The 26,398-nt window shown below is 50.5% G+C and carries 36 protein-coding genes and 1 pseudogene; 7 read left to right on the forward strand and 30 right to left on the reverse strand.

All coding sequences use genetic code 11. The features are described 5' to 3' along the window. The first annotated feature begins 158 nt into the window (after window positions 1-158). Window positions 159-629: a hypothetical protein gene (locus PHT20_RS12935; protein WP_301020851.1), complete on the forward strand. Its 471-nt coding sequence runs from the start codon at window positions 159-161 to the stop codon at window positions 627-629. A gap of 143 nt (window positions 630-772) precedes the next feature. Here PHT20_RS12935 and PHT20_RS12940 read toward each other — a convergent pair whose 3' ends face one another. Beyond that, window positions 773-997 carry a hypothetical protein gene (locus PHT20_RS12940; RefSeq protein ID WP_301020852.1) on the reverse strand — a complete coding sequence of 75 codons (225 nt, stop codon included), beginning with the start codon at window positions 995-997 and terminating at the stop codon, window positions 773-775. Between the two features lie 102 nt (window positions 998-1,099). On the opposite strand from PHT20_RS12940, the gene PHT20_RS12945 reads away from it, so the two are divergent. After that, window positions 1,100-1,723 carry a DNA-binding protein gene (locus PHT20_RS12945; RefSeq protein ID WP_301020853.1) on the forward strand — a complete coding sequence of 208 codons (624 nt, stop codon included), beginning with the start codon at window positions 1,100-1,102 and terminating at the stop codon, window positions 1,721-1,723. A 331-nt stretch (window positions 1,724-2,054) separates the two neighbouring features. Here the strand turns inward: PHT20_RS12945 and PHT20_RS12950 are convergent, their stop codons facing one another. Then, window positions 2,055-3,164 (reverse strand): site-specific integrase, encoded by a 1,110-nt coding sequence (locus PHT20_RS12950; RefSeq protein ID WP_301020854.1) that lies wholly within the window; start codon window positions 3,162-3,164, stop codon window positions 2,055-2,057. 1,621 nt (window positions 3,165-4,785) lie between these two features. Next, window positions 4,786-5,079: a helix-turn-helix transcriptional regulator gene (locus tag PHT20_RS12955; protein ID WP_301020855.1), complete on the reverse strand. Its 294-nt coding sequence runs from the start codon at window positions 5,077-5,079 to the stop codon at window positions 4,786-4,788. A 169-nt stretch (window positions 5,080-5,248) separates the two neighbouring features. Here PHT20_RS12955 and PHT20_RS12960 point away from each other — a divergent pair, with 169 nt between their 5' ends. From PHT20_RS12960 to PHT20_RS12970, 3 genes are read left to right on the forward strand one after another with little or no spacing between them, the layout of a single operon-like run. Then, complete coding sequence (locus PHT20_RS12960) at window positions 5,249-5,974, forward strand: hypothetical protein (protein WP_301020856.1); 726 nt, start codon at window positions 5,249-5,251, stop codon at window positions 5,972-5,974. Between the two features lie 32 nt (window positions 5,975-6,006). Further along, window positions 6,007-6,561, forward strand: coding sequence for a hypothetical protein (locus tag PHT20_RS12965; protein ID WP_301020857.1), 555 nt, complete (start codon window positions 6,007-6,009; stop codon window positions 6,559-6,561). Between the two features lies 1 nt (window position 6,562). Beyond that, window positions 6,563-7,420 (forward strand): SHOCT domain-containing protein, encoded by an 858-nt coding sequence (locus tag PHT20_RS12970; protein ID WP_301020858.1) that lies wholly within the window; start codon window positions 6,563-6,565, stop codon window positions 7,418-7,420. A 120-nt stretch (window positions 7,421-7,540) separates the two neighbouring features. On the opposite strand, the gene PHT20_RS12975 is transcribed toward PHT20_RS12970, so the two are convergent. From PHT20_RS12975 to PHT20_RS13010, 8 genes are all read right to left on the reverse strand, one after another. Beyond that, entirely contained in the window at window positions 7,541-8,041 is a 501-nt protein-coding gene (locus PHT20_RS12975; protein WP_301020859.1) for a hypothetical protein, read from the reverse strand. A 26-nt stretch (window positions 8,042-8,067) separates the two neighbouring features. Continuing rightward, window positions 8,068-8,664, reverse strand: coding sequence for an OmpA family protein (locus PHT20_RS12980; protein WP_301020860.1), 597 nt, complete (start codon window positions 8,662-8,664; stop codon window positions 8,068-8,070). Beyond that, complete coding sequence (locus tag PHT20_RS12985; RefSeq protein ID WP_301020861.1) at window positions 8,661-9,095, reverse strand: FecR family protein; 435 nt, start codon at window positions 9,093-9,095, stop codon at window positions 8,661-8,663. The genes PHT20_RS12980 and PHT20_RS12985 overlap by 4 nt, the downstream gene beginning before the upstream one ends. A gap of 52 nt (window positions 9,096-9,147) precedes the next feature. Beyond that, window positions 9,148-10,926, reverse strand: coding sequence for a phosphoenolpyruvate--protein phosphotransferase (gene ptsP, locus PHT20_RS12990; RefSeq protein ID WP_301020862.1), 1,779 nt, complete (start codon window positions 10,924-10,926; stop codon window positions 9,148-9,150). Beyond that, window positions 10,923-11,192: an HPr family phosphocarrier protein gene (locus tag PHT20_RS12995; protein ID WP_301020863.1), complete on the reverse strand. Its 270-nt coding sequence runs from the start codon at window positions 11,190-11,192 to the stop codon at window positions 10,923-10,925. Before PHT20_RS12995 ends, ptsP begins: the two co-directional genes overlap by 4 nt. Next, the gene (locus PHT20_RS13000) at window positions 11,161-11,607 is read right to left on the reverse strand and encodes a PTS sugar transporter subunit IIA (RefSeq protein WP_301020871.1); all 447 of its coding nucleotides are present in this window, start codon (window positions 11,605-11,607) and stop codon (window positions 11,161-11,163) included. The genes PHT20_RS12995 and PHT20_RS13000 overlap by 32 nt, the downstream gene beginning before the upstream one ends. Before the next feature lie 140 nt (window positions 11,608-11,747). Next, window positions 11,748-12,458, reverse strand: coding sequence for a DUF4197 domain-containing protein (locus PHT20_RS13005; RefSeq protein WP_301020864.1), 711 nt, complete (start codon window positions 12,456-12,458; stop codon window positions 11,748-11,750). Between the two features lie 106 nt (window positions 12,459-12,564). Continuing rightward, entirely contained in the window at window positions 12,565-13,017 is a 453-nt protein-coding gene (locus PHT20_RS13010; protein WP_301020865.1) for a cytochrome c, read from the reverse strand. An 87-nt stretch (window positions 13,018-13,104) separates the two neighbouring features. Here PHT20_RS13010 and PHT20_RS13015 point away from each other — a divergent pair, with 87 nt between their 5' ends. Then, complete coding sequence (locus PHT20_RS13015) at window positions 13,105-13,773, forward strand: cytochrome b/b6 domain-containing protein (RefSeq protein WP_301020866.1); 669 nt, start codon at window positions 13,105-13,107, stop codon at window positions 13,771-13,773. Window positions 13,774-13,783: 10 nt separating this feature from the next. On the opposite strand, the gene PHT20_RS13020 is transcribed toward PHT20_RS13015, so the two are convergent. The 18 genes from PHT20_RS13020 to PHT20_RS13105 form a co-directional block, all read right to left on the reverse strand. After that, window positions 13,784-14,290, reverse strand: a complete 507-nt coding sequence (locus PHT20_RS13020) for a peroxiredoxin (RefSeq protein ID WP_301020867.1) — start codon at window positions 14,288-14,290, stop codon at window positions 13,784-13,786. A gap of 86 nt (window positions 14,291-14,376) precedes the next feature. Next, window positions 14,377-14,646 (reverse strand): 30S ribosomal protein S17, encoded by a 270-nt coding sequence (rpsQ, locus tag PHT20_RS13025; protein ID WP_223907657.1) that lies wholly within the window; start codon window positions 14,644-14,646, stop codon window positions 14,377-14,379. A 10-nt stretch (window positions 14,647-14,656) separates the two neighbouring features. Continuing rightward, the gene (gene rpmC / locus PHT20_RS13030; protein ID WP_300084430.1) at window positions 14,657-14,863 is read right to left on the reverse strand and encodes a 50S ribosomal protein L29; all 207 of its coding nucleotides are present in this window, start codon (window positions 14,861-14,863) and stop codon (window positions 14,657-14,659) included. Window positions 14,864-14,878: 15 nt separating this feature from the next. Next, window positions 14,879-15,295: a 50S ribosomal protein L16 gene (gene rplP / locus PHT20_RS13035; protein ID WP_296493788.1), complete on the reverse strand. Its 417-nt coding sequence runs from the start codon at window positions 15,293-15,295 to the stop codon at window positions 14,879-14,881. 2 nt (window positions 15,296-15,297) lie between these two features. Beyond that, window positions 15,298-16,194 (reverse strand): 30S ribosomal protein S3, encoded by an 897-nt coding sequence (rpsC, locus tag PHT20_RS13040; protein ID WP_300084429.1) that lies wholly within the window; start codon window positions 16,192-16,194, stop codon window positions 15,298-15,300. 16 nt (window positions 16,195-16,210) lie between these two features. Further along, complete coding sequence (gene rplV / locus PHT20_RS13045) at window positions 16,211-16,540, reverse strand: 50S ribosomal protein L22 (RefSeq protein WP_223907645.1); 330 nt, start codon at window positions 16,538-16,540, stop codon at window positions 16,211-16,213. 10 nt (window positions 16,541-16,550) lie between these two features. Next, window positions 16,551-16,829: a 30S ribosomal protein S19 gene (rpsS, locus tag PHT20_RS13050; RefSeq protein ID WP_300084428.1), complete on the reverse strand. Its 279-nt coding sequence runs from the start codon at window positions 16,827-16,829 to the stop codon at window positions 16,551-16,553. A gap of 11 nt (window positions 16,830-16,840) precedes the next feature. Beyond that, window positions 16,841-17,665 (reverse strand): 50S ribosomal protein L2, encoded by an 825-nt coding sequence (gene rplB, locus PHT20_RS13055; RefSeq protein WP_300084427.1) that lies wholly within the window; start codon window positions 17,663-17,665, stop codon window positions 16,841-16,843. 2 nt (window positions 17,666-17,667) lie between these two features. Further along, the gene (gene rplW, locus PHT20_RS13060) at window positions 17,668-17,994 is read right to left on the reverse strand and encodes a 50S ribosomal protein L23 (protein ID WP_301020868.1); all 327 of its coding nucleotides are present in this window, start codon (window positions 17,992-17,994) and stop codon (window positions 17,668-17,670) included. After that, a complete protein-coding gene (gene rplD, locus PHT20_RS13065) occupies window positions 17,991-18,611 on the reverse strand; it encodes a 50S ribosomal protein L4 (protein ID WP_300084425.1) in 621 nt (206 codons plus the stop codon). Before rplD ends, rplW begins: the two co-directional genes overlap by 4 nt. Continuing rightward, complete coding sequence (rplC, locus tag PHT20_RS13070) at window positions 18,611-19,291, reverse strand: 50S ribosomal protein L3 (protein WP_301020872.1); 681 nt, start codon at window positions 19,289-19,291, stop codon at window positions 18,611-18,613. The genes rplD and rplC overlap by 1 nt, the downstream gene beginning before the upstream one ends. Window positions 19,292-19,492: 201 nt before the next feature. Continuing rightward, window positions 19,493-19,807 (reverse strand): 30S ribosomal protein S10, encoded by a 315-nt coding sequence (rpsJ, locus tag PHT20_RS13075; protein ID WP_028250951.1) that lies wholly within the window; start codon window positions 19,805-19,807, stop codon window positions 19,493-19,495. A gap of 9 nt (window positions 19,808-19,816) precedes the next feature. Next, window positions 19,817-21,007, reverse strand: coding sequence for an elongation factor Tu (gene tuf, locus PHT20_RS13080; protein WP_223907624.1), 1,191 nt, complete (start codon window positions 21,005-21,007; stop codon window positions 19,817-19,819). A gap of 225 nt (window positions 21,008-21,232) precedes the next feature. After that, window positions 21,233-23,335 (reverse strand): elongation factor G, encoded by a 2,103-nt coding sequence (gene fusA, locus PHT20_RS13085; protein WP_300084424.1) that lies wholly within the window; start codon window positions 23,333-23,335, stop codon window positions 21,233-21,235. A gap of 102 nt (window positions 23,336-23,437) precedes the next feature. Next, window positions 23,438-23,911, reverse strand: a complete 474-nt coding sequence (gene rpsG / locus PHT20_RS13090) for a 30S ribosomal protein S7 (RefSeq protein WP_296542742.1) — start codon at window positions 23,909-23,911, stop codon at window positions 23,438-23,440. Between the two features lie 148 nt (window positions 23,912-24,059). Further along, the gene (gene rpsL / locus PHT20_RS13095; RefSeq protein ID WP_300084423.1) at window positions 24,060-24,437 is read right to left on the reverse strand and encodes a 30S ribosomal protein S12; all 378 of its coding nucleotides are present in this window, start codon (window positions 24,435-24,437) and stop codon (window positions 24,060-24,062) included. 180 nt (window positions 24,438-24,617) lie between these two features. Then, entirely contained in the window at window positions 24,618-25,028 is a 411-nt protein-coding gene (locus PHT20_RS13100; RefSeq protein WP_301020869.1) for a PIN domain-containing protein, read from the reverse strand. Then, window positions 25,025-25,309 carry a type II toxin-antitoxin system Phd/YefM family antitoxin gene (locus PHT20_RS13105; RefSeq protein WP_301020870.1) on the reverse strand — a complete coding sequence of 95 codons (285 nt, stop codon included), beginning with the start codon at window positions 25,307-25,309 and terminating at the stop codon, window positions 25,025-25,027. The genes PHT20_RS13100 and PHT20_RS13105 overlap by 4 nt, the downstream gene beginning before the upstream one ends. 82 nt (window positions 25,310-25,391) lie before the next feature. Here PHT20_RS13105 and PHT20_RS16760 point away from each other — a divergent pair. Beyond that, window positions 25,392-25,568, forward strand: a pseudogene (locus PHT20_RS16760) (transposase); the annotation flags it as partial. 405 nt (window positions 25,569-25,973) lie between these two features. On the opposite strand, the gene PHT20_RS16765 reads toward PHT20_RS16760, so the two are convergent. Further along, window positions 25,974-26,300, reverse strand: a complete 327-nt coding sequence (locus tag PHT20_RS16765) for a type II toxin-antitoxin system RelE/ParE family toxin (protein ID WP_366520934.1) — start codon at window positions 26,298-26,300, stop codon at window positions 25,974-25,976. Between the last annotated feature and the right edge of the window lie 98 nt (window positions 26,301-26,398).

The following is a 26,398-nucleotide window of genomic DNA, read 5'->3' on the forward strand; positions in this document are numbered from 1 at the left end:
AGGCGTGCCAAGTTAGTTATCGGGATGCTCGCTCCCAAAGAATTTTCTCGGCATCGACCCCGTCACCTCCACCCTAGAGTTTCTTTCATCATCCGGGGCGTCGGCTTGGATTCATGACAGTTAGTGAGTATCTGCGCAATTACTCAAAAGGTTATTTGATGAAAAAGCTACTTGCTGCGCTGGCTCTGGCCGTGGTTGCCGCAACATCCGCCACCGCCAATCCGATGAAAGACGGCCCCGTGGTCGATGCTTCGTTGTCGTGGCTCTCGGGTGAACATCGCTTAAATTTTCATTTCTGGTGCGGTTCTGGTCGGCTTTGCCGGGAATATCCCAATCAGTCGGCATCGTTCAAAGTTGACGGCGCGACGGTTGCCACCATCGACATGAAACACCGTAACGATCACCACGCCGTCACTGGCGGGCTGTTCTTGCTGGCCCCACTGGATGAATGGAACACGGGCGACAAGCGCCAGAATCATCGACTGTCGGAAGGCACGCACACCATCAGCGTGACCTACAACCCGGAACGATTGACGCGAACCATGAAACTACGGGTCGAATGTGGTCGCAACCCACAAGCCAAAAACGGGCGCGAGTGCATCATTGTCGAACCCAAAAACGCGCTGTGATGCTTGCCCTGCCCTACTCCGCGCCTTGGCGCTGCGCGGCCCGTGGATAAGTCGTGCCGACTTACCCACCGTCCTTGCGGGCTACTCGTGTTTGATTAAACACTTAGCTACTTGAAAACGCAAAAACTCAGTTACTCAAGTAATTAATTCATCTTTGCGCGTTCAATGACGGCGGCCACCAGTGCCGCCGTTTTTTCGTTGTCCTCTTCTCTCCCCCACCATATCGCCCGGTCGGCCAGTGCCTGCAAGGTGTTGACGTGCCACTTAACGATGGTTTCGTCTGGCAGTCCGCGCAACAGGTCGGGCAGTAGTTCCGCCACGGCGCGAATCTCCCCGGCCAAATCTTGGTAATCGTCTGAGGTTGCCATCACTGTTTCACCTTTTCAATTTGGACTTTTCACACTGGATAACGTGTTACGTTATGATAACGTAACACGTTATGATGTTACTAATAAATTTGGGAGATATTCATGCAACAAAAAGTCACTCAGTCGTCCATAGATGCCGCCGCTGATGCCATCGTTGCGGCAGGCGGCAAGCCAACCTTTCGACTCATTCAGCAGCGAGTGGGTGGTTCTTTCACGACCATCAAGCCCATGCTGGCCGACTGGGAGTCCCGTCGAGAAAATGGTGAAGCAACCCCTGTTGATGTGCCGGATGCCTTGCTTGCCAAGGGTGCTGATCTGGTGCGAGTGATCTTCGCCGAAGTGGCTCAGCAGGCCCGTGTTGAGGCTGATGCTGTGCGAAAAGATGCTGTCGCCCAGATTGCCACGATGAAAGACGAACTCAGTGAGGCCACGGAAGAGATAGCTCGCCTTGAGACGCAGGGATCAGCCAAAGACGAAGAGATTGCCGCGCTCAAAAGTGCGAATCGCGACTTTGAATTGAAGGTCGGTCGGCTTGAAGAGCGCGTGCAACGAGCTACTGAAACCGAAGTCAACTTGACCGAAGCCCGGTCTGCGCTGGCAAAAGCTGAACAACAGGTGGTTGATCTACAAGCTCAACTCAGCAAAGCTGGTGACGTTCAGCAGCAGCTCGCCAATCTGGAAAAACGGCTGCTTCCCGGCGCAGAAACAGTGAAGTCTAAGCGCTGAAATTTTCTTAGTCTATTTGCTTGATCAACCGGATGTTGGGAGGCCCCTTGTGGGCCAGGCGAAGCCCTGAGCCAGCAACCAGCGTCGTCTTGCCTTAGTTTTCCACAAAAAACATGCCTCTAACTATCGGTAAAAAGTTACAGGAAGCCTTAAAGGCAAACCTTATAGGTTTAGGGGGGGGCTGATTTATCGGACAAAGGGGGGGCGATTTATCGGAAAAAGTAGCTTGAAGGGGGGGGGGATTTATCGGACAGAGGGGGGGCGATTTATCGTGGATAACTTGCCTCATTCACAGCCTTGTCAACAGATACATCTCTCTGGGTGAAAAATACTAATCCAACTTCTTAGCGAGGTCTTCGGCGCGTGGATGGTAGTAGCGTTTCAGCATACGCAAGTCTTTGTGCCCCGTCACCGCTGACAGCTCCAACACGTTCGACAATTTCTCAGCCAGTCTTGATGCGGCCTCGTGCCGCGTATCGTGAAAATGCACATCTTCCAAAAACCCAGCCACTGGACGTACCCCTGCCATCTCGCACTCTTGTATATATTTCTCTCTCGCACGCTCCAGCGATCGCTTAAAGCCCATGCGCAAAGCCATCGCTGATGTGGGGAAGACCGCCCCGCTTGCATGTGACTCATTTGCACCCTCTTCGTCTCCAGACTTTGATAGCTTCAGCCCCTTGAATATCTCAACGGCTTTCGACGACAAAGGTACTGTTCTGGAATCCCCATTCTTCGTATCCGGCAAATGCGCAGTCCGCCGTGTTAAATCGACGTGCTCCCATTGCAGCGACAACAATTCACCCCGCCGCATGGCTGTCTCTAAAGCCAGCCTGACAAGTGGTGCCAACCATGGGTTGCGTGCGCCCTTACTAAAAGTCCCATTGGCTTGCCGGACTCCCCCGCTCAATGCCTCAAACAGATACTTCTCTTCCTCGACCGAAAAACGGCGCTCCCGTGCCCGTGACTTCGGAGGGCGCTTTACATACGGTATCGGGTTTTCGACATGCATTTCCCATTCGCGTCTGGCATGGTTGAGGGCCGCTGACAAAACATCAATTTCTCTATTCACCGAACCGCCAGTCACCTGCTTCAATCGGCGGTCGCGCCACGCTGCAACAGCCGCGCTTGTGATTGCGGACATTTTCAAATCAGGCAGTACCGCGTCTTTTAGAATCACACCGATCAGGATTGACTCGATCTCGGCAGATTTTTTCGAAGGAGTAACTTCTTTACGATAGCGTTCAAGCATTTCCCGCAGAGAATTTTTTTCGGCTTCGCGCCGATCAATGAAGCCGGATGTCTCAAGCTCACGCTCAAGTGCCCGCGCCCATTTTTCTGCATCTTCACGGTACATGAAAGTGCGGGACTGCATCGGGTATCCTTTGCGGCGCACCTTAGCTTGCCATTGCAGATCCCCTCGTCGTGTAATAGTTGCCATATTCCATTCATTGTCCCAAATTTGTCCCAAAAAATGGTATTCTTCGGAAAATTACCTTTAAATACCGATAATTCAGCATTCGTTCGGGACGAAGGGGTCGGAGGTTCGAATCCTCTCATTCCGACCAATTAAATCAATGGGTTAGCAGTTTTTAGCTGCTAACCCATTTTGATTTGCGGCTCTGAATCACCAGATTGCCCCCACAATTGCCCCCACAGTTTGTAAACCTTGCTCTGCGGGGCGCAGGCACCCTTCCATTTGGTTTACCCCAGTGAGTTATATGCTATTTACGCCTCTAGAGCTTATGGAATAAGCGTAAGCAGCTATTAATAACATAGTAAATATGACGACAAAAGTAAGCCAGCGTGACCGCTGCTTTCCGTGCCTGAAACTTCCAAACTCGTAGCGAAGACAAACCAACAGCGCGGTTCTGAGGGAGCCCCCTCGGTGGCGGACGGGCAGACCGCGCTTGCGCTGCTGCGAAGCAAGCAAGCCCCAGGGGTGGGCGGGAGCCAACACAATATGACCGGCGAAGCCGCTGACTAAAACCATGCGCGCAGCGCCTGACTAATGCCACAGCGCCTGCACACCAAAAGGGCGACGGCCGCCTGCACGTAAGACGCGAAGCGGCTGGGGAGTGCAGGCGGCTGACGCGCCCGCGCCAGCGTAGGCAATTTTGCATAGTGTCTATTGCTTTCACCCGCAGGGCGCGAAGCGGTGGCCGCCACAAAAGGAGCTTGCGACTGACTGGCGGACACTGAGGGCAATGGGACGCTATGTAATTTTGCCGTAGCGTGCGAACACGAAACCGCTCCGAACTGAGATGCCAGCTACGATGCGCAGCGAGCCGTGGCCACACCCAGCGCCACAGAGCTCTGACTGCCATGTTGCGAAGCACTGACGATGTGGTCTGACTCTGCAAGGGCGGTACCCCGCCTTTGCGGCTGGCTGGCCCCAGATGGACTCACAAGCTGGCGACAAGTGACGATGTGCCACTGTGACAAAGCGAAGCGACTCACGGGGGCACATGGTCACGCTGGTGGATAACGCGCTGCCAGCACGATGCGTCAGCGAGCCGTGACCCAACGCTTTGGCATAGCGCGCCAGCGCTGTGCCAACTGGCTGGAGACACCGAACTTTGCCTGCCGAAAAAGCAGTGGTGTCGCTTGCCCTGCCGTTGGCGCGCCAGCGCCAGGGGTGGGGTAAGCGGCACGACTGAGCTGCCTGTTTAACCCAAGCGACAGCCTCGTGTTGGCTGGCAAGGGCTGTACTCAGCCTTTGACACTGGCTGGCGACACAGGCCGTCGATCTACGGCAAGCAGTGGTGTTGCTTGCCTTGCCCGTGGCGCGCAGCGCCCTTATGGGGGCACGGTAAACGACACGACTGCGCTGGTGGCCATCGCAGACGACGTCTCGGCCATATCCGCGCCGCAGCGCGCTGACCATCACTTGCGAAGCACTGGCATTGATTGCGTGGCATCCAACTATTCACCAATAGCTGTGCTATGCCAACCCTGTTGATTTGTACACAAGTTGGTTGCCCAACCGAAAGTATGAAATACGCGTGCGCTTTTCGCGGATTGTTACAGCACTGCTGGCGGCAGGAAGACAGCAAACTGCATTAGCGACTCACTCGCCCACGCGCGATTGAATTTCGTGTAAAAGTTTTCGCTGGTACGTTCAATTGTGTAGGTGGCGACAACAGACTTGCAACTGGTTCAGCGAGCGCCTTCGCCAACGCATGTATGACTGTCAATGAGGGGTTAGCTAGTCCTGTCTCAATGCGACTGATGTATGTCCGAAACAAGTCGGCACCATCAGCCAAGTCCTCTTGAGTCATGCCCTTGCCATCGCGCAATTCTTTGACGCGCAATCCAAAGCATTTTTGTAGTGGGATGTCTTGATCGTTTTTCACGACAAGACTTATCGCTAATGTGCTTTAATTCGTACACACACGAATTCGTGCATTGCGCCCCCTGGGTTGCTAACACGACAAAAATTGTGAAGTTGGTAACCTGTGCATTTGATGGCGGTCAGGTAGAAAAACAAATCAAGACCATCAAACTTAGCTTTTTGGAGGGATCATGCACATCAGAAATTTTTTGGCCATCACGATGCTGTCAACGGCTTTTTTGGCTGGTTGTGGGGGCGGTGGGGGTGGCGGAACATCACCTACTCCTGTATCTGTTGCGTCAACAGCAACATTTCCATTTTTTTCGATCGCTGCCGGGCGATTCAATGAAGCAAAGACACGATCATTCACTGTTTCGCTCCATTTAAGCACGGGCCAAGTACTGACAGGTACAGGTACAGACAGCAGCAGCGCACCTGCTAGCAGTAGCTTTGAAGGGCGACCGAGCTTAGTAAAAAACTTTACAACAACCTATTCATACACAAATGGCAGCGTTAGTTTTCCAATTTTTGAAACATCATCTGCCCACTACGATTCAAACTACACTTTATTAGGTGGCATAGGTTCAAATTATTACGGTGTCGTAACGAATAGTTTTCCAGAGCCACAATCAGCAAAAATTGGTGACACCGGGCCATTAGCAATTGCAACAACTTACAGCAATTCCACTAAAACCACAATTTTAGGCTCTTCAAAATTATCATATGTTTTTGAACCTGACACAAATTCAACTGCGATTCTGAAACTTATCAGTGAAAACTTTGACAAAACAAACACTCGTCAGAGTTACTCAACTATCGCCTACCGCGTTAGTACAGATGGTAGTTATACGTTACTATCAGATACAAATTCATATCTTAGTGGCGAGCTAAGACTAAAAACTTTAATCTATCAATAATAACTAATATTAAACTACCTTTGGCTTATATAATGAAAAATTATAAATATTTTAAAATTTTTATTCCCGTCTTCTTGTTGAGTGGGTGTTTGGCAACAACAAATCTGTTAACTGACGGCACATTAGATTATAACGATCAGAATATTGCAAATATGATGGCCGAAAGAGCTGTCAAATACTGTGTAACCTTTAGTGAAAATAGTTCAGATGGAAATAGATCCGGCGATATGCCCATATCGAAATTACCAGAATTTAAAGCATTTTATACGGCAAATGACAATTGGTATAAAGCTGATGTTTTAACAACTGGCAATGTTTGGTTTAGCATATATTTTAATAGCAAGACAAATAGATTTACATGCGGAAAAAGCTGGGAGAAATATAGCGAGTCAAGAACAGTTCAATTTATTAGAAAAGATGTAAAAGAGAAATCAATTAATGATATCGCGCTTCGGTCAATACCTAAACCTCAGCAAAATAAGTCGACAGAAAACAAGCTTATTGAAGCCAAGTCACTGTTTGACAAAAATCTAATTACATCGCAACAATACGATGAACAGGTGAAGCGAATTCTGGCGAACCAATAAAATGAACAAACTCAGTGGATTTGTACTGTTCATGCTTTGCGCTGGCAGCAGCATGGCGGAGGTGGCGTTGCCCTATGGCATTACGCCGCTTAATGGTGAGGTCAGATTGCTTTACCGACCTGGGTTTGAGTCAACATGTCTAGCTAGAAATGAGTCAGATCCAAATGACAAACCTTCAGAAACCATCATAAAACTATTTCTTGACTCTACAGGTCGGTTTAAGTTTGAAATGAAAATGGATAAATTTTCTGCTGTTGCTGATATAAATTATGATGGCTCGAAAATTCTTGACGGGAGTTTTAAATTTGCGACTGAAGATCAGACCGTCAATGATTTTTTTAACAAGTTCACCAAAGATTTAGAAAAAGCAATGATTGATTACAGCCCCATTGGAAAAAAATTAAGGCAGAATAGTGAGGTAACAGCATCCAATATATGTGAATTATTTCCAGGCGGTAAATCAAGTTTCTTTTCATCATTTACAAGAAAGGTCTCTGGTATAACACAAATTCAGGGACGTCCGAGTCTAATATTAAAATCAGATATCAATACCACTTGCACACTAGATACACTTGGGCAAGTGGCAATAAGTGGTTCTGCTTGGGAATCAATCGATCTGCAATCTGGTTTAAATAGCAATAGCGGTGGCCACATACTCCTCAAAGTCGGCAATACCCCTCAAATAGCTATGAACACGGTCTCATCATGTGTTATTTCCGACACTTCGCAAACGACTGCTAACAAAAATGACAAGTCTTTAGAAGCACGACTTACTGAATTGAAGGGTTTGATGGATAAGGGCTTGATAACGCAAGAGCAGTACGAGCAGAAGCGTGCTGATATTCTCAAAGCTCTTTGATGTGTTGTCGTAGAAAGTCTAGACAAGACCTGGAATTTTGTATATCAGCAACCCCGCGGGGGGCGTGAGGCACACGATTAAAATATCGTGACAGTTACGAAATAGGCGCACACCATGAAATCAGCTTGTTCCCTGTGCGGAAGCAAGGTCGAAGTCACCGGTTGCGGTGACGATCATGTGTGTGACGCCTGCGCCGAGACCAACCGCGTTGGCCGTGACCAAGCCACTCGCCAAGCCAAAGCAGAGCAAAGAACCCTGCAACTGAAAGCTGATGAACTGCGCACCGTGGCCACCGGCGGCAACACTGCGCGCGAAGTGCCTCGGCAGCGTCGGCTTGAACCTTGAGTTTGGCAACCTCCAAGCAGCCTCAAGTTTTAACTTTACAAGATCAGCTTGGTCCCGCTGCGCTTGCTTGGAAGCCTCTTTTTCAGCAATCAGGTCTTTACGATCTTTGGCTTGCACTTGCGCCTTGAACGCATCACGCTGGCGGCGAATGTCTCCCAGCGACAGCTTGGGCCAGGTGCCAACACGGACTTGCCGAGTATTACTGTCAAACCGGTAACGCCACTCAAAATCGACCGATACCTTTGCGTTCTTGCTGACCCGCATCGTGCCAAACATGGACTCACCATCAGGGGTGCTGTGGTTTATTGAACAACAACCTCGGCGCGTCGGTTTTTGGGCTCGGCCACCTCATCGGCGGTAGGCACCAAGGGGCTGCGTTCACCACGCCCCACCGCATCAATCAAATCCGGCCTGAAACCTTGATCAAGAAAAAGTTGCCGAATGGCTATGGCACGCTGCAGCGATAAGGCATCGTTTGCGCTGACTGTGCCAACCCGATCAGTATGCCCGATCACGATGATTTCGCCCCCTTGGCGTGTGCGAGCACGCGTCAAGATAGAGGGTAGCAGCGTCTGTGATTCAGCTGTCAAGTCTGAGCTACCCGTTTCAAAATTCAACACAAATTGCTCCGCAGCATCAGGTATTTTTGTTAACAAACTTCCATAGCGCTCCATCACAACAAGAGGATCTGTGGTGGTGAGTTCAAGTTGACCTTTTTGGCTGACGTTTGCGGTTTGGTAAGGCGCAGCCAGTCTGACCGTGCCACCCGTGCCTTTGACGTCGACCGCACTCGTTGTGTTGCTCCCTTGCGGCAATAAAATCACCCGGGTTGAGGGCGCACAGGCCGACAAAACGACTAGCGTGACACACACGCAACCCCATTGCATTAGCTTTTTCATGGCACCTCCACAATAAAGTCGGTTCCCCGCACACCTACCACGGTGGTGGGCGTGATCACTTTGACTTGCTCAGGGTGGAGCTTGCCTAGCCAACCCGTCACAACTCGAATGGTGCCCTGCGTGAGGTGCAGCAACACACTGCCTTCTTGGGTGGTGGTGTCAAACTTGACATCGGCCAATGCCAAGTTTGTGTTAGGTCCTAGCATGACCACGGTGCCATCTTTGAGTGTGAGCGCTGCGCTACCTTGGCGACCAGTGACAATTTTGTCAGAGCCCAAAATGCCCACACCCGCATCTGCCACACGCTCGCGTTGCGCTTGGCTCAAACTTACTTGTCCTTCCACAGATTTCAACACGCCAACCGTTTGTGAATATGCGGGCAGTGTGGCCAAACCAGCCAGCAACAACGTGTATATGAGTTTGTAAGTCATTTTTTCTTTCAGAAAGTTTAGCGATGAATGCTATCGCTTCACCATGGGAAGATCATGCTTTTTTGGCGATGCGTTTGCTGGGCTCATCTTCTTGCAAGAGTTCATCTGCCCAAAGCGTTAGTTTTTCGGTGTCGGCGCGCAAGACTTCTTGCTTGACTGACAATATTTGCGCCGGGTGCATGGAGAAGCTGCGCAAGCCCAAGCCCAACAGCAACCGGGTCATGGTGGTGTCGCCGGCCATTTCACCGCACACACTCACTGGCTTGTTTTGCGCTTGAGCTTGCTCGATGGTTTGTGCCACCAAACGCAGCACGGCCGGGTGCATGGGGTCATAGAGGTGGGCTACGGACTCGTCCGCACGGTCAATGGCCAACGTGTACTGAATCAGGTCATTGGTGCCAATCGACAGAAAATCAAAATATCTCAAAAACACCTTGAGCGTCAAGGCTGCAGCAGGGATTTCGATCATGGCACCAATTTTGAGTGGGCCGTATGCCACGCCGCGGTTGTCAAGCTGAACCCGTGCATGGTCAACCAAAGCCATGGTTTGACGGATCTCGCTGGCATGCACCAGCATGGGAATCAACAAGTTGACTTGGCCAAACGCCGCCGCCCGCAAAATGGCGCGCAGTTGGGTCAAAAACATGGCCGGGTCTGCCAGGCTCCAGCGAATAGCGCGCAAGCCTAACGCGGGGTTCAGATGGGCATCATCGCGCAAAGTGTCATCCAGCGGTTTGTCAGCGCCTACATCAACGGTGCGAATGGTCACAGGCAAGCCCTGCATGCCTTCCACGGCACGTTTGTAAGCCTGGAATTGCTCGTCTTCGTTGGGTAACTTGCCATGACGCCCCATGAACAAAAATTCGCTGCGGAACAACCCCACGCCAACCGCACCGGCTTTGAGTGCGCTGTCAGCATCTTCGGGCATCTCAATGTTGGCCAGTAACTCGATTTTTTGGCCATCCAAGGTGACCGAAGGTGTATGTAAAAGGCGCATCAAGCGCCCCCGCTGCAGCTCGCCCTGGCGCTGTTTAAAGCCGTATTCAGCCAAGATGATGGGGGATGGGTCAACCACCACCACACCTGCATCGCCATCGATCACCACCCAGTCGTCTTGCCGGATCAAATGACTGGCCAGACGTGCGCCCACTACGGCCGGAATATCCAAACTGCGCGCCACAATGGCTGTATGTGAGGTTTTGCCCCCCACGTCTGTGACAAACCCGGCAAAGACACTTTGCTTGAATTGCAACATGTCTGAGGGAGAGAGATCATGCGCAATCAGTATCAAAGGAACATCCACAGTGTCGTCGAGCAGCAAATCTTGTTGTGTCAACTTGCGGCCATTGCGACCCAGCGGCTGCATCAAAGGCGATGAAACACCGCGCATGGCGCGCAATATTTTTTCGGTAATTTGCTCCAAGTCAGCTTTGCGTTCACGCAAGTACTCATCTTCCATGTCGTCAAATTGGCGCGCAATGACTTCAAGTTGGGTTGTCAAGGCCCATTCAGCGTTGTAAAGGCGGTCTTTAATCCAGTGGCGCACCCCGTTACTGAGTTCTTCGTCTTGCAGCAGCATCAAATGCACATCCAGCAAGGCAGCCAGTTCATGGGGGGTGTCTTTGGGATTCATTTGCGCAATGCTGGCAAGCAAGCGGTGAATTTCCGCCACCACTGCGTCACGGCCTTCACGGACTCGGCTAATTTCAGCGGCGACCTGGCTGGGCTCAATGAAGTAATGCGCAACATCCAGGCGGGTAGATGCCACCAGCACTGCTCGCCCAATGGAAATGCCGCGTGCGACCGCCAGGCCATGGATGCTGAAGGTCATTCACCTTCTCCAAACTTGTCAGCAATCAATGCCAACAGCGCGTCCATGGCTTCTTGCTCTTGCGTACCATCTGTCTCCACCTCAACCTGTGTCCCCATGCCTGCTGCGAGCATCATCACGCCCATAATGCTTTTGGCATTGACGCGTCGGTCACCACGGGTCATCCATACCTCGCACGGGAAACTCCCGGAAATCTTGGTCAATTTGGCTGATGCACGGGCATGCAAGCCTAATTTATTGCTGATGGTCGTGGTAGTTTTGATCATTGGCTTTACGTAGTTGGTTTTGTGGTGCAGTCACAGCCACCTGCATGATGCCCTGCGAACCGCCCGCAAGAACGCGCGCCATCAAGGCGTCAAGCGGTTCATGCCTGTAGGTGACGGCACGCATCAGCATAGGTAAATTGACACCTGCAACCATGCGTGTACGCGCACCATCAATCAGCTTCAAGGCGACATTGCATGGTGTGGCGCCAAACATGTCAGTCAGGACCAAGGTATGTTCTGTTTTTAAGGATGCCATGACAATTTTCGCCATAGCCAATGTTTCATCAGTGGATGTGTTGGGCTGCACATCAAGCACAGCAACAGTGTTGCAAACCTCTGGAAACACATGCAACACGCATTGACGCAGGGCACTGGCCAAGGGTGCGTGTGCCATGATGAAAATACCGTTGTTCATAAATGAGGGGAGGGCAATATTTTGCAACACTCACTGCTGGCACAGCATGCGCCTAGTGGTTTGGAAGATGAATGGTTCTCTGAGATTCATTCAGAGCAATGTGGATGTACATGCAAAGTGAATAGACAAGAGCTGAACGTTTACGAATTTTTTAACGCACCAAAGACTTTGTTCAAAATTGCACTGCCTGTTCCAACAGGGTCTTGCCGAATTTTCTTTTCTTCTTCACTTATTATGAAATACAAACCATCTAAAGCTTTTTCAGTGACATAGTTTTGGATGGTAGATTGGTCGCTTTTAATCAAACCCAGTCCAGCCGCACGAGCCGCTATTTGGTTGTATTTTTCAGACAAGTTGGCACGTGCAGTGGTTTGGGTGACGATGGGTAAGAACTTCAAATGCAAAGGTTGACGCGTTTTCTCTGCGAAAAATTGCGTCACAGCGGTGTCAGAGCCCATGAGAATCTTTTTCGCATCTTGGACATTGATGCTTTTCACCGCACCAATCAACGTATCACGCGCCAAAGGGACGGCCTTTTCTGCTGCCTGATTCATGGCTGTGACAAGTTCATCTAACTTGGCACCTTGTCCAAAAGTTCGCATCAATTTAGCGGCATCTTCCAGGTAGCCGGGCAACGGGATACGAACTTGCTCATTTCCCATGAAACCATTGACTTGACCCAAAATATTTACAGCTGAAAGTGCTCCCTTTTCTAGAGCCACCTTCAATCCAGAAGATGCCTGAGCATTGGTGATATCACTCAGAGTCAATGACTGCGCCAAACCATGAAAGCCGACCCCATAGGTCAAAGAAAGAACTATGGGGGCACAACAAAATGAACGACGATTCATGAAGGCAGCTTTCAAGTTTGCAAGTTAAATCATCTTAACCTCTGATCATCGTTCATGGTTCGCGACTCAAGCATCCGCGAACGTAACGGGTATCACAGATGCAAGTTCATTTGGCGCGAAAATCATCGTGACAAGATTTGCACGTTCCGGCTGTCGCATTGACGGCTTGTTTGATGTTGTCTAAATTCCCAGTTTTTGCTGCGGCTGACAGCTTCGTCATTTCGGCTTGCATCTTGCTGGCGTAGTCATCAAATTTGGCCTTGTCTGTCCAGATTTCAGGCTTGGCTTTGGTTTCACCCATATCAGTGCCAACACCGAAACCCGCCCAGGGAAGCTTGGCAACGAAATCAGCCACAGCCGCGCTGTTGGCAGCTACTTTCGGATCAAAAGGAATTTTTCCAGCCGCCATGCCAGCCACACGCCCAAAATTTTGTTGCATCACAAATAGTGCGTTTTTGCGGTACTTGATCGCATCGTCTGGTTTGGCAAATTGCGCGGACGCTGTCATTGACACGGTAAAAAGCGCACCAGCAAGTAGCAAATTGGAGTACTTCATCATAAAAACCTTTCGTCGTTAAACTCAAACAGTGATTGGGGAGCTTAAGTGTATAAGCTGTAAGTTAATTGTTGTTTCTTGAAGGACTCTATGAGTTTCATTGTTCGGGTATGGGATGCACCTACGCGTTTATTCCATTGGTTATTGGTCTTTGCAGTCGTAAGCTTGGTGGTGACCGCTAATCTGGGGGGGGCAGCCATGGTTTGGCACTTTCGCTTGGGCTATGGCGTTTTATCGCTGCTCTTGTTCAGAATAACGTGGGGCTTTGTAGGTGGCTATTGGTCTAGGTTTAAAACTTTCACATTTCACCCATCAGTCGTTTTCAATTACCTCAAAGGCAAAGGTACTAGCCTTGAGTCAATTGGACACAATCCCATAGGATCACTGTCGGTCATGGCTATGCTACTGTTTTTGACTCTTCAAGTGACGACCGGTTTGATGAGTGACGATGAAATTCTCAACAGCGGCCCGTTGACCCGATTTGTATCAAGCGAATGGGTTGTGCTCTCAACGACATACCATAAAAATATTGGCAAAGTTGTCTTACTTTTTTTAATAGTGACCCACATCATCGCGATTGCTTTGTACTACTTCAAAAAACAAATAAATTTAGTCAAACCAATGATCACGGGCGACAAGACACTTGATGTTGAGGTTACTCAATCCAATGACACACATGCAGACCATCTCAAAAGTGTGCTTATTTTGGCTGTATGTGTGCTAATCGTGTTTTTTTCAGTGTCGTATCTTGAAAGATGACAGATGTAAATCAAGCCTTGACTTGAGAAAGCAAAGTTTCAGCGTTGCTGACTTCAAATTTACCAGGAGCTTCTACATTCAAACGAACCACTCGACCGTCACGAACTAACATTGAATAACGATTACTACGCAACCCCATGCCCTTGCCAGTCAAATCCAGTGTTAAGCCCGTCGCTTTGGTGAAGACGGCATCACCATCTGCCAACATCCGAACTGATTCGCCTGTTTTTTGATCAAGTGCCCAAGCGCCCATCACGAACGCGTCATTCACGCTGATGCACCAAATTTCGTCCACGCCAGCTGCCTTTAAGGCAGCGCTGTTTTGAACAAAACCAGGCACATGTTTAGCTGAACATGTCGGTGTAAACGCACCAGGCAATGCAAACAAAGCAATGGTTTTCCCAGCACATGCAGCACGCACATCCACAGGATGTGGGCCTAGACTACAACCAGCAGTTTCCTCAGAATGGAACTCCATCAAGGTTGCAACTGGCAACATATCTCCAACTTGAATCATTTCAAACTCCTAAACTTATGCACAAATGAAAAAGGCTCACAACAGTGAGCCTTTAATTGAGAGTTCAATTTCTGAACCCTTTAACATCAAACCAATGATGCTTTCTGTACCAATCGTGTCGCAACCCAATTTTTGGTTTTTGAAATTGGACGACTTTCCGTGATTTCAATCACGTCACCCAGCTTGAATTCACCTTTTTCATCGTGTGCATGGTATTTGCTGGATTTACCAACAATCTTTCCATACAACTCGTGCTTGACACGGCGCTCAATCAGCACAGTGACTGTCTTGCTACGCTTGTCACTGACAACCTTGCCAATCAAGGTGCGCTTGAGGGATGTTTTAGCTTCCGTCATTTGTCGCTCCTTATTTGGCGGATTGATCAGCAGCAAGCTTTTCAACCAAAATGGTCTTAGCGCGAGCAATGTCACGACGCGCAATGCGCAAAGTGGCTGTGTTATTAAGTTGTTGCGTGGCTTTTTGCATACGTAAACCAAAATGAGCTTTTTGCAACTCTTTGACTTCAGTTTTCAAAGCTGCCACGTCTTTTTTGCGTAATTCAGTCGTTTTCATATCATTTTCTCCTGATTACTGACCAATCATGCGAGACACAAAGGTCGTGCGCAGTGGTAATTTGGCAGCAGCAAGGCGGAATGCTTCACGGGCGAGTTCTTCAGTCACACCCACAATTTCAAACACAATCTTGCCGGGCTGAATTTCAGCCACATAATATTCAGGATTACCCTTGCCATTACCCATGCGAACCTCAGCTGGCTTTTGGGAAATGGGTTTATCAGGAAACACACGAATCCAAATACGACCACCACGTTTGACGTGACGAGAAACTGCACGACGTGCAGCCTCAATTTGACGCGCAGTCAAGCGACCACGATCAATACACTTCAGGCCAAAGTCACCAAATGCCACAGAGCTTCCGCGTGTGGCGATACCGGTGTTACGGCCTTTTTGCTCTTTGCGGTATTTGCGACGAGCGGGTTGCAACATAGTTATTCTCCTTTACCGTCAGCTGCTGCAGCGGCTGGCGCGGCTACCTTGCGGACGCGCTGAACGGTGGGTTTATTGGCATCAGCCCCTGATGCTTCAGCTGGTTTGTCACTGCCATCAGCAGGCGCATTATTGCCACCAAGAGGGCGACGTGCACCACGTGATGTGGGACGGTCAGATCCAGGACGGCCACCACGATCATCACGACGTGGGCCGCGTGGGCGACGCTCATCATCCGGACGAGGTGTTTCAACAGCTGGCAGATCATTGCGCCCCAAGGTATCACCCTTGTAGACCCAGACTTTGACACCAATGATGCCGTATGTTGTCTTGGCCTCAGAAGTGCCATAGTCAATGTCAGCGCGCAGTGTATGAAGCGGCACACGACCTTCGCGATACCACTCGCAACGAGCAATTTCAATACCGTTCAAGCGGCCAGACGACATGATCTTGATGCCCAAAGCACCCAGACGCATCGCATTTTGCATCGCACGTTTCATAGCGCGACGGAACATGATGCGCTTTTCAAGCTGTTGGGTAATTGAGTCAGCGATCAGTTTCGCATCGATTTCAGGCTTGCGCACTTCTTCAATGTTGACTGCCACAGGCACGCCCAATTGCTTGGACAGATCACGCTTGAGGTTTTCAATGTCTTCGCCTTTTTTGCCAATCACCACACCCGGACGAGCCGAGTAAATGGTAATGCGGGCATTTTTGGCCGGGCGTTCAATCAGAACACGCGACACAGAAGCATTTTTAAGCTTGGCTTTCAGGTACTCACGCACCTTGATGTCTTCAGCCAGCATGCCAGCAAAATCACGGTCGCTGGCATACCAACGAGAGGACCAATTGCGACTAATAGCTAAACGAAAACCGGTTGGATGGATTTTTTGTCCCATAACTTCCTGGCCTCTTTCAGTTTCCAACCGTCACGTACACATGGCACGTGGGTTTTCTGATTTGATTGCCACGGCCTTTTGCACGAGCCGTGAAGCGACGCAGCGATGCGCCTTGCTCGACATAGATGGTTTTCACCTTCAATTCATCGATATCAGCACCATCGTTGTGCTCAGCATTGGCAATGGCAGACTCCAAAACTTTTTTGATGATTCCAGCAGCTTTTTTCTGCGTAAATTGCAAAATGTTCAAAGCCTGATCTACTTTTTTGCCGCGGATCAAATCCGCAACAAGCCGGCCTTTATCGACCGATAAGCGAACGCCACGAAGGGTTGCACGTGTTTCCATGGTCAACTCCTTATTTCTTTTGGACTTTTTTGTCCGCAGGATGACCCTTGAAAGTACGGGTCAGTGCGAACTCACCCAACTTGTGGCCAACCATTTGGTCAGTGATATAAACAGGCACATGCTGCTTGCCATTGTGCACAGCAATAGTCAACCCAATGAAATCAGGCAGAACCATTGAACGACGCGACCAAGTTTTGATCGGCTTCTTGTCCTTCGTTGCCACGGCTTTTTCAGTCTTGGCAATGAGGTGTTGGTCTACAAAAGGACCTTTTTTGAGAGAACGAGTCATTTACCTACCCCTTACTTCTTGCGACGCGACACGATCATGACCTGCGTGCGCTTGTTGTTACGGGTACGGTAGCCCTTGGTCAGATTACCCCAAGGATCGACTGGATGGCGACCCTCACCGGTCTTACCTTCACCACCACCATGCGGGTGATCCACAGGATTCATAACCACACCACGAACTGTCGGGCGAATACCTAACCAACGTGTTGCACCAGCTTTACCCAAACGGCGTAAGCTATGTTCTTCATTAGCCACTTGACCCAAGGTAGCTCTGCATTCAATGTGAATCTTACGGACTTCACCTGAGCGCATGCGGACTTGCGCGTAAATGCCTTCACGAGCCAGCAATGTAGCGGAAGCACCAGCCGAACGTACAACCTGTGCACCTTTGCCAATTTGCAACTCAATGCAATGGATGATTGAACCCACTGGGATATTGCGGATCGGTAGCGTATTGCCTACACGAATTGGAGCTTCAGCCCCACTCATGATTGAGCTGCCGACTTCCAGACCACGTGGGGCAATGATATAGCGACGTTCACCATCGGCATAGCACACCAAAGCAATATGGGCAGAACGGTTGGGGTCGTATTCAATACGCTCAACCTTGGCTGCAATACCATCTTTGTTACGCAAAAAGTCAACAACACGGTAGTGATGCTTATGACCACCGCCTTTGTGACGTGTAGTGATATGTCCGTTGTTATTGCGCCCAGCCAATTGAAACTGAGGCTCTAACAATGGCGCATATGCATCACCTTTATGAAGGTGATCACGCGAAATCTTCACCATGCCGCGACGGCCTGGTGAAGTTGGTTTCATTTTCAAAACAGCCATGATTACGCAGACTCCCCACCAAGGTTAATCTCTTGACCAGCTTTGAGCATCACATACGCTTTACGCACGTTATCACGACGCCCGACGGACTTGCCAAAACGTTTGGTTTTACCTTTGGTGTTGACAACAGACACGCCCTTGACTTCAACCTTGAACATCAATTCCACAGCGGCCTTGATTTCATATTTGGTTGCATCTTGAAGCACTTTGAAGGTCACAGCATTGCTCTTTTCTGCAGCCATCGTTGCCTTTTCAGACACGATGGGCGAAACCAGAACCTGCATCAAACGACCTTCATCAAATTTAGTTAAATTTGGACCGTGGCTCATGCGAACATCTCCTCGAGTTTGCCCATGGCAGCTTTGGTGACCAACACCTTGCGGTAGTGCACCAACGACACGGGATCAGCATACCGAGGCTCTACAACCAGCACATTAACCAAGTTGCGAGATGCAAGATAAAGATTCTCATCAATCTCATCTGCAATCACCAACACGGACTCAAGATTCATGGCCTTGAACTTCGCAGCCAAAGATTTGGTCTTTGGAGAGTCAACCGTTAATGCCTCAACAACTGCGAGACGATTTTCACGTGCCAGCTGCGACAGGATAGAAGCCATACCAGCGCGGTACATCTTCTTGTTGATTTTTTGTGTGAAATTTTCATTGGGCATGTTCGGAAAAATCCGACCGCCCCCACGCCACAAAGGCGAAGAAGTCATACCTGCACGCGCGCGACCTGTACCCTTTTGTTTAAAAGGTTTCTTAGTCGAGTGACGGACTTGTTCACGATCTTTCTGGGCGCGCGTACCTTGCCGTGCATTGGCTTGAAAAGCCACAACAACTTGGTGAACCAAGTCTTCGTTGTAACTACGACCAAAAACTGCCTCAGGCGCTTCAAGTTTAGAGGCCACTTGGCCTTGATCATTCAGGAGTTCGAGCTGCATCAGTTCGCCCCTTTCGCTTGAGCAGGTTGAGATTTAATGGCAGGACGCACTGTAACGAAGCCACCAGCAGAACCAGGAATAGCACCTTTGATCAAAAGCAATTGACGAGCTTCATCAACACGAATGACATCAAGGTTTTGCGTAGTCACCAAGTCATCACCCAGATGCCCAGTCATGCGTTTACCCGGAAACACACGACCTGGATCTTGCGCCATACCGATGGACCCTGGAACATTGTGCGAGCGGCTATTGCCGTGCGACGCACGTTGTGAACTCATGTGATGACGCTTGATTGTTCCTGCGTAACCTTTACCAATGGATGTGCCCTGTACGTCAACTTTTTGACCTACAGAAAACACATTGACTACAGGAACAACTGAACCAGCTTGATATTGAGCTGCTGTTTCAGCGGCAACACGGAATTCCCTGATAATTTCACCAGCTTCAACACCGGCCTTCGCCAAGTGCCCAGCTGCAGGCTTATTGACACGCGAAGCTTTTCGCACACCAAATGTCACTTGCAAAGCGACATAGCCGTCGTTCTCTTGGGTTTTAACTTGAGTCACTCGGTTGTTTGACACATCAATCACGGTCACAGGAATTGCATTCCCATCATCCGTAAAAAGACGTGTCATACCAACTTTGCGCCCAAGCAACCCTAAGTGATTGCTAAGACTCATTGTTTTCTCCGTAACTTTCACCGGTGCAACTTCAATTGGCTGCACACGTTGTGTTGTGAAAGACTGTTAATAAAACTCCGCCCAATCAGTTTCCCGATTAAGCGAAGCCTGTGAGTATAGCGCAGACCTGTCTATTAGACAAGCACACGCACTGCTCTTCTTCATGCTTTGTACGCGTTGTCACGCAAAAAGCACAAAAACTTATTGCAACTTGATTTCGACATCCACACCCGCTGGCAAATCTAACTTCATCAGTGCATCTACCGTTTTGTCTGTAGGATCAACAATGTCCATCAATCGTTGGTGTGTTCGGATTTCAAACTGATCGCGGCTGGTCTTGTTCACGTGGGGTGAACGCAGAATGTCAAAGCGCTTCATGCGTGTTGGCAAAGGAACTGGGCCTTTGACAATCGCACCAGTGCGTTTTGCAGTGTCGACAATTTCTGCTGCTGACTGATCGATCAACTTGTAGTCAAACGCTTTCAGGCGGATACGGATTTTTTGTTTCGTTGCCATGCTTGTTCCTTACGCAATCACCTTAGCCACCACACCCGCGCCAACGGTACGACCACCTTCGCGAATAGCGAAGCGCAGGCCTTCTTCCATGGCGATTGGGGCAATCAACTTCACTGTGATTGACACGTTGTCACCAGGCATCACCATTTCTTTGCCTTCTGGCAACTCGATGGCACCGGTCACGTCCGTGGTACGGAAGTAGAACTGAGGACGGTAGTTGTTAAAGAAGGGGGTGTGACGGCCACCTTCATCTTTGGACAACACATAGATTTCGCCCGTGAAGTGGGTGTGCGGTTTGATTGAACCGGGTTTGCACAGCACTTGGCCACGTTGCACGTCTTCGCGTTTGGTGCCGCGCAGCAAGATGCCGACGTTGTCGCCTGCTTGACCTTGGTCGAGCAGTTTGCGGAACATTTCCACGCCGGTGCAGGTGGTTTTTTGGGTGTCATGGATGCCGACGATTTCGATTTCTTCGCCGACTTTGATGATGCCGCGCTCGACACGACCTGTGACCACGGTACCACGACCAGAGATGGAGAAGACGTCTTCAACGGGCATCAGGAATGCGCCGTCAACAGCACGTTCTGGCAGGGGGATGTAGCTGTCCAGGGCGTCAGCGAGCTTCATGATGGAGCCTTCGCCGAGTTCGCCTTTGTCACCTTCCATGGCGAGTTTGGCTGAGCCGTGGATGATGGGGGTGTCGTCGCCTGGGAAGTCGTATTTGTCCAGGAGTTCGCGCACTTCCATTTCAACGAGTTCGAGCAGTTCTGCATCGTCAACCATGTCGCACTTGTTCAGGTAGACGATGATGTAGGGCACGCCGACCTGACGAGCCAACAGGATGTGCTCGCGGGTTTGAGGCATGGGACCGTCAGCCGCAGAGCAAACCAGAATGGCGCCGTCCATTTGGGCTGCGCCGGTGATCATGTTTTTGACGTAGTCAGCGTGACCAGGGCAGTCGACGTGGGCGTAGTGGCGGTTGGCCGTTTCGTACTCGACGTGGGCGGTGTTGATGGTGATGCCGCGGGCTTTTTCTTCAGGCGCTGCGTCGATTTGGTCGTAGGCCTTGGCCGAGCCACCAAACTTGGCGGCCAGCACGGTGGTGATGGCGGCTGTCAGGGTGGTTTTGCCATGGTCAACGTGACCGATGGTGCCCACGTTCACGTGGGGCTTGGTTCGTGTGAATTTCTCTTTTCCCATTTCGATTCCTTAAAAGAACATGACCCGTGAATTGGTTTTACGTCTGCATTTCGTCACTTGATCTCTAGCCACGGGCAGCTGGAGGTGCGAAATCGCAGACAGATTCATCTAATTCGAGGTGCCCGAGGAAATTTGCTTCGCAAATCCTGGTCTGACACCCTATCTAATCAGTTGGGGACAGAGCAAAAATTGCTGACGCAATTTCTTGGTCTGTCCCCAAAGACGTTACTTTGCCCTTGCCGCCATGATGGCTTCAGACACGTTACGCGGAGCTTCCGTGTAGTGCTTGAATTCCATGGTGTAAGTGGCACGACCTTGCGACATTGAGCGCAACGTGGTGGAGTAGCCAAACATTTCAGACAGAGGTACTTCTGCCCGGATGGCCTTGCCGCCACCGACCATGTCTTCCATGCCTTGAACCATACCCCGACGTGAGGACAAATCGCCCATCACATTGCCAGCGTAATCTTCAGGTGTTTCCACTTCCACGGACATCATGGGTTCAAGAATCACTGGGCCGGCTTTACGGCAACCTTCTTTGAAACCAAAGATAGCAGCCATTTTGAAGGCCAATTCATTCGAGTCCACATCATGGTAAGAACCAAAGTGCAACGTCACCTTGACATCCACCACCGGATAGCCAGCCAACACGCCTTGCGTCACGGCTTCATGGATACCCTTTTCGACAGCCGGGATGTATTCGCGTGGCACCACGCCACCCTTGATCGCGTCCACAAACTCGATGCCTTTGCCAGCTTCGTTGGGTTCGATCTTGAGCACCACGTGACCGTATTGACCCTTACCACCTGATTGACGCACAAATTTGCCTTCAGCATCTTCAATGGTCTTGCGGATGGTTTCACGGTAGGCCACTTGAGGTTTGCCCACGTTGGCCTCCACGCCAAATTCACGCTTCATGCGGTCCACAATGATTTCGAGGTGCAATTCGCCCATACCACCGATCAAGGTTTGACCAGATTCTTCATCCGTCTTGACTCGGAAAGATGGATCTTCTTGAGCCAAACGTTGCAAGGCAATACCCATTTTTTCTTGGTCAGCTTTGGTCTTGGGTTCTACCGCTTGCGTAATCACAGGCTCAGGGAACACCATGCGCTCCAAAGTGATCACGGCTGATGGGTCACACAAAGTTTCACCAGTGGTCACGTCTTTCAGACCAATACAAGCTGCAATGTCGCCAGCCACAATTTCACTGACTTCTTCACGCTTGTTGGCGTGCATTTGCACAATTCGGCCAATACGCTCTTTTTTGCCACGTACAGGGTTGTAAACCGTGTCGCCTTTTGTCAAAACACCTGAGTAAACACGCACAAATGTCAGTTGACCCACAAACGGATCGGTCATCAATTTGAATGCCAACGCAGAGAATTTTTCTTTGTCATCGGCTTTGCGTGTGGTTTCCTTTTCGTCTTCATCAAAACCAGGAACTGGTGGCACATCCAAAGGCGAAGGCATCAATTCAATCACCGCGTCAAGCATGCGCTGAACACCTTTGTTTTTAAAGGCGGTACCGCACAACATGGGTTGAATTTCGCAGGCAATCGCACGGGTACGCAAGCCCAACGTGATTTCAGCTTCAGTCAAATCACCTTCTTCAAGGTATTTGTTCATCAGCTCTTCATTGGCTTCGGCAGCGGCTTCAACCATTTTTTCACGCCATTCTTTAGCTTGCGCCAGCATCTCAGCGGGAATTTCTTCAAAGGTGAACTTCATACCCTGTGAGGCTTCATCCCAGATGATGGCTTTCATCTTGCGCAGGTCGATGACACCCACGAAATTTTCCTCAGCCCCAATCGGAATCACGATCGGCACTGGGTTGGCTTTCAGACGCAACTTCATCTGATCTACAACCTTGTAGAAATTGGCACCGGTACGATCCATCTTATTGACAAAAGCCAAACGTGGCACTTTGTACTTATTGGCTTGACGCCAAACGGTTTCAGACTGTGGCTGCACGCCACCCACGGCGCAGTACACCATGCACGCACCGTCAAGCACGCGCATGGAGCGCTCCACCTCAATGGTGAAGTCCACGTGGCCGGGAGTGTCAATGATGTTGATACGGTGTTCGGCAAAATTGGCTTCCATGCCCTTCCAGAAGCAGGTGGTGGCAGCAGAAGTAATGGTGATGCCGCGCTCTTGCTCTTGCTCCATCCAATCCATGGTGGCTGCACCATCATGCACTTCACCAATTTTGTGGTTCACGCCGGTGTAGAAAAGAATACGCTCGGTGGTTGTAGTTTTACCAGCGTCGATGTGCGCAGAAATACCGATGTTGCGGTAGCGCTCAATGGGGGTATGGCGAGCCATGATGAATCCTTAGGTGATCAGTATCTATAAAGACAAAAGGCCACCCGGATGGCGGCCTGGGTGCGCAGCATTCAGACGATCTGAAAGCCGCGCCGTGGAGTTTTAGAAGCGGAAGTGCGAGAACGCCTTGTTGGCTTCAGCCATGCGGTGAACTTCGTCACGCTTTTTCATAGCACCGCCACGACCTTCGGTAGCTTCCATCAATTCGTTGGCCAAACGCAAAGCCATGGATTTTTCACCACGCTTGCGTGCCGCCTCCTTGATCCAGCGCATGCTCAAAGCCAAACGACGCACAGGGCGCACTTCAACCGGCACTTGGTAGTTGGCACCACCCACCCGGCGCGACTTCACTTCAACCAAAGGTTTGACGTTGTTGATGGCCATGGTGAAGGCTTCAACTGGGTCTTTGCCGGGGTTTTTCTTTTCAATTTGCTCCAATGCACCATAAATAATGCGTTCAGCAACAGCTTTTTTGCCGCCTTCCATGATCACGTTCATGAATTTGGACAGCTCGACATTACCGAACTTAGGATCCGGCAGAATTTCACGTTTAGGGACTTCACGACGACGTGGCATTTTTTCACCTCTATTGCTTCAGTTGGCACTTTTCAGCACCGCGAGAGTTAAACATAAGTCTCTCACTTACTCGACCCGAACATTGGGTCACTACGTCTGCTTCCTGCGCCACGCAGCAAACAAACACCTGTTACTTTGACACCTTAGCTTATTTAGCCTTAGGGCGTTTTGCACCGTATTTGGAGCGCGACTGCTTGCGATCTTTCACGCCTTGCAAGTCCAGCGAACCACGCACGATGTGGTAGCGCACACCAGGCAAGTCCTTGACACGACCGCCGCGAACCAGCACCACGCTGTGTTCCTGCAGGTTGTGACCTTCACCGCCGATGTAAGAGATCACCTCAAACCCGTTGGTCAAGCGAACTTTGGCCACTTTACGCAGCGCTGAGTTAGGCTTTTTCGGAGTTGTGGTGTAAACACGGGTGCAAACACCACGGCGTTGAGGAGAATTTTCCATCGCAGGGCTCTTGGACTTGACGGTTTCAACCGAACGCCCCTGACGGATTAACTGATTAATGGTTGGCACGAGAGCCTCCTAAAAACTAAACGTCCCTAAACGTTTAAAACAAAAAAACGACGAAAACGTGAACCTCTTCAAAAATTTTGAAAAGCCTGTGAGTATATCAACTTATTTCTATAATCATCACCAGTTTTCCAGCAGCACTCAATCATCCAGAAAGCAGGTATCAGGCGAAGGAGCGCGAGTTCAAGCCATTTTGATCAGCCGCACATCCAGCCCAGCCACTTTGGCAAAACCCGCATCTGCGGTAACAAAAAGAGTGCGCTGTGCGGTTGCGAACGCACTGGCTGCCTGCAAGGCATCAGGGGTTTTGAGACCGTAACGGGCGCGTAATTGGGTAGCGGCATCGACCACTGCGGCGCTGAGCTCCACAATCTGCACTGCGGCAAAAAAGTCGTCGTAGCGCTTCAAAAGCACCGTGTTGCCTTCGCGCAGCGGCTTGACGCGGCACTCCAGCACCGACAGGCGCGACACCGCCAGTTCAACACTATCCTGCTGTGCAATCAATTGCGCCATCAGCTCTGTGGCGGCGCTGCGAAATGAGGCCGCGCCTTCAAACCGGTAGATCAGCGCGCAGGCATCCAAAAACAACCTCACCGGTCACTCCAGCCATCATTCAACCCGGCCAGGCGGGCCTGCAAACCCACTGCATCCAGCCCGCCAGCATCGACATCTTGCGCAAGAAATTGGCTTACCCCATTGGCAGCCGATGGCTGGTTGCGCTGGGCCTGCGCCAACAAAGCTGCGTAGTCCGCCGGGCTCAACAACACCGCGCTGGGGCGGTTGCGCTTCATCAGATGCACCGGCCCCTGCGCCAGCGCCGCGTCCAGCGCCGCGAAACCGCTGCGCTTGATCTCTGCCACTGTGATGATGTTCATAACCATCCCTTTATTGGAACCGATAACGGTATCAATGGTACACAAAACGGGGTTTGACAACACGCTATAGCGCTGGAAGCACAGCCAAACCAACAGGCATGAGCAACGCGCGCTTAGCGGGGTGGCGTTTTTGCACTTGGTGTTGCACCATAAGTTGCCCAAGGGGTTCAGGCGTTCACGCAACTATGGTTTTTTGTACCCCAACAGCAAGCGGCTGATAGCTTTGCTGCGTTTGTTGGTGTTCAATCACTGTGCCTAAGCGCCCAGCCAATCTGGCACGCCCAAAACCTAGCGACCCAAGCTGCTTTGCATTTGCTGTGGCGGTGAGATGTGCATTGAGCAACGGCTCATCCTGCCGGTGATCACAGAGCCCCGGGGGGTGCAGCATAATGACTGGGAGATGACCACCCGGTAATCGCGTCAAACCAAGACCCACCACATCGGTGCTGCGCTGGCCACCCAAAAGGGTGTTTTGGCGCACCGGGGTCGTTGCAATGACGGCTTGAATCACCGGGACTGGCGGACTTGGGTTGACCCATGGCCGCTGCGTCAGGTGAAGCCTGAAGGCTTGCCTTTTACGGCCATTGGCGCAAGTCTCGCGTCAACAAAAACGCGGTGCCGGCTCGCCTGAAACCCACCACCACGTCAGCGGTTTAGTTCAACGTTAACTGTCATGCCTGCGATTTTTCCAATATCCCGGCTTGCGTTTGAAATGCGCGACAGCGAATATGACAATCTCGTTTCCCGCAACCAAGTAGACAACAGAGAAGGGGAATTTCTTGGTAAACACGCGTCGAGTTCCATACTTGTGTGGAGACCCAGCAAACGGCAACGACGCTGCCAATGCTACAGCGGCCTCAATGGCTTGTCGGAATCGCTCTCCGAGGCCAACCTGGATAGCTTCGTAATAGGCAACACTGTCCAGGAATTCAAGACGCGCCTCACCATGAAAACGTGCATTTATCCCAGATAATCCATTAGAGATTTCGATGTTTCAAGCGAGTCCGAACTTGTGCAGACTTGGGTCAATTTCAGCTTGAGCCCAAAGGCCCTCAAACCACTTTCGTCGCCGTCGTGCCAAAGCCATTC

The sequence above is a fragment of the Rhodoferax sp. genome (genome assembly GCF_028715765.1).
Classification (GTDB): Bacteria; Pseudomonadota; Gammaproteobacteria; order Burkholderiales; family Burkholderiaceae_C; genus Rhodoferax.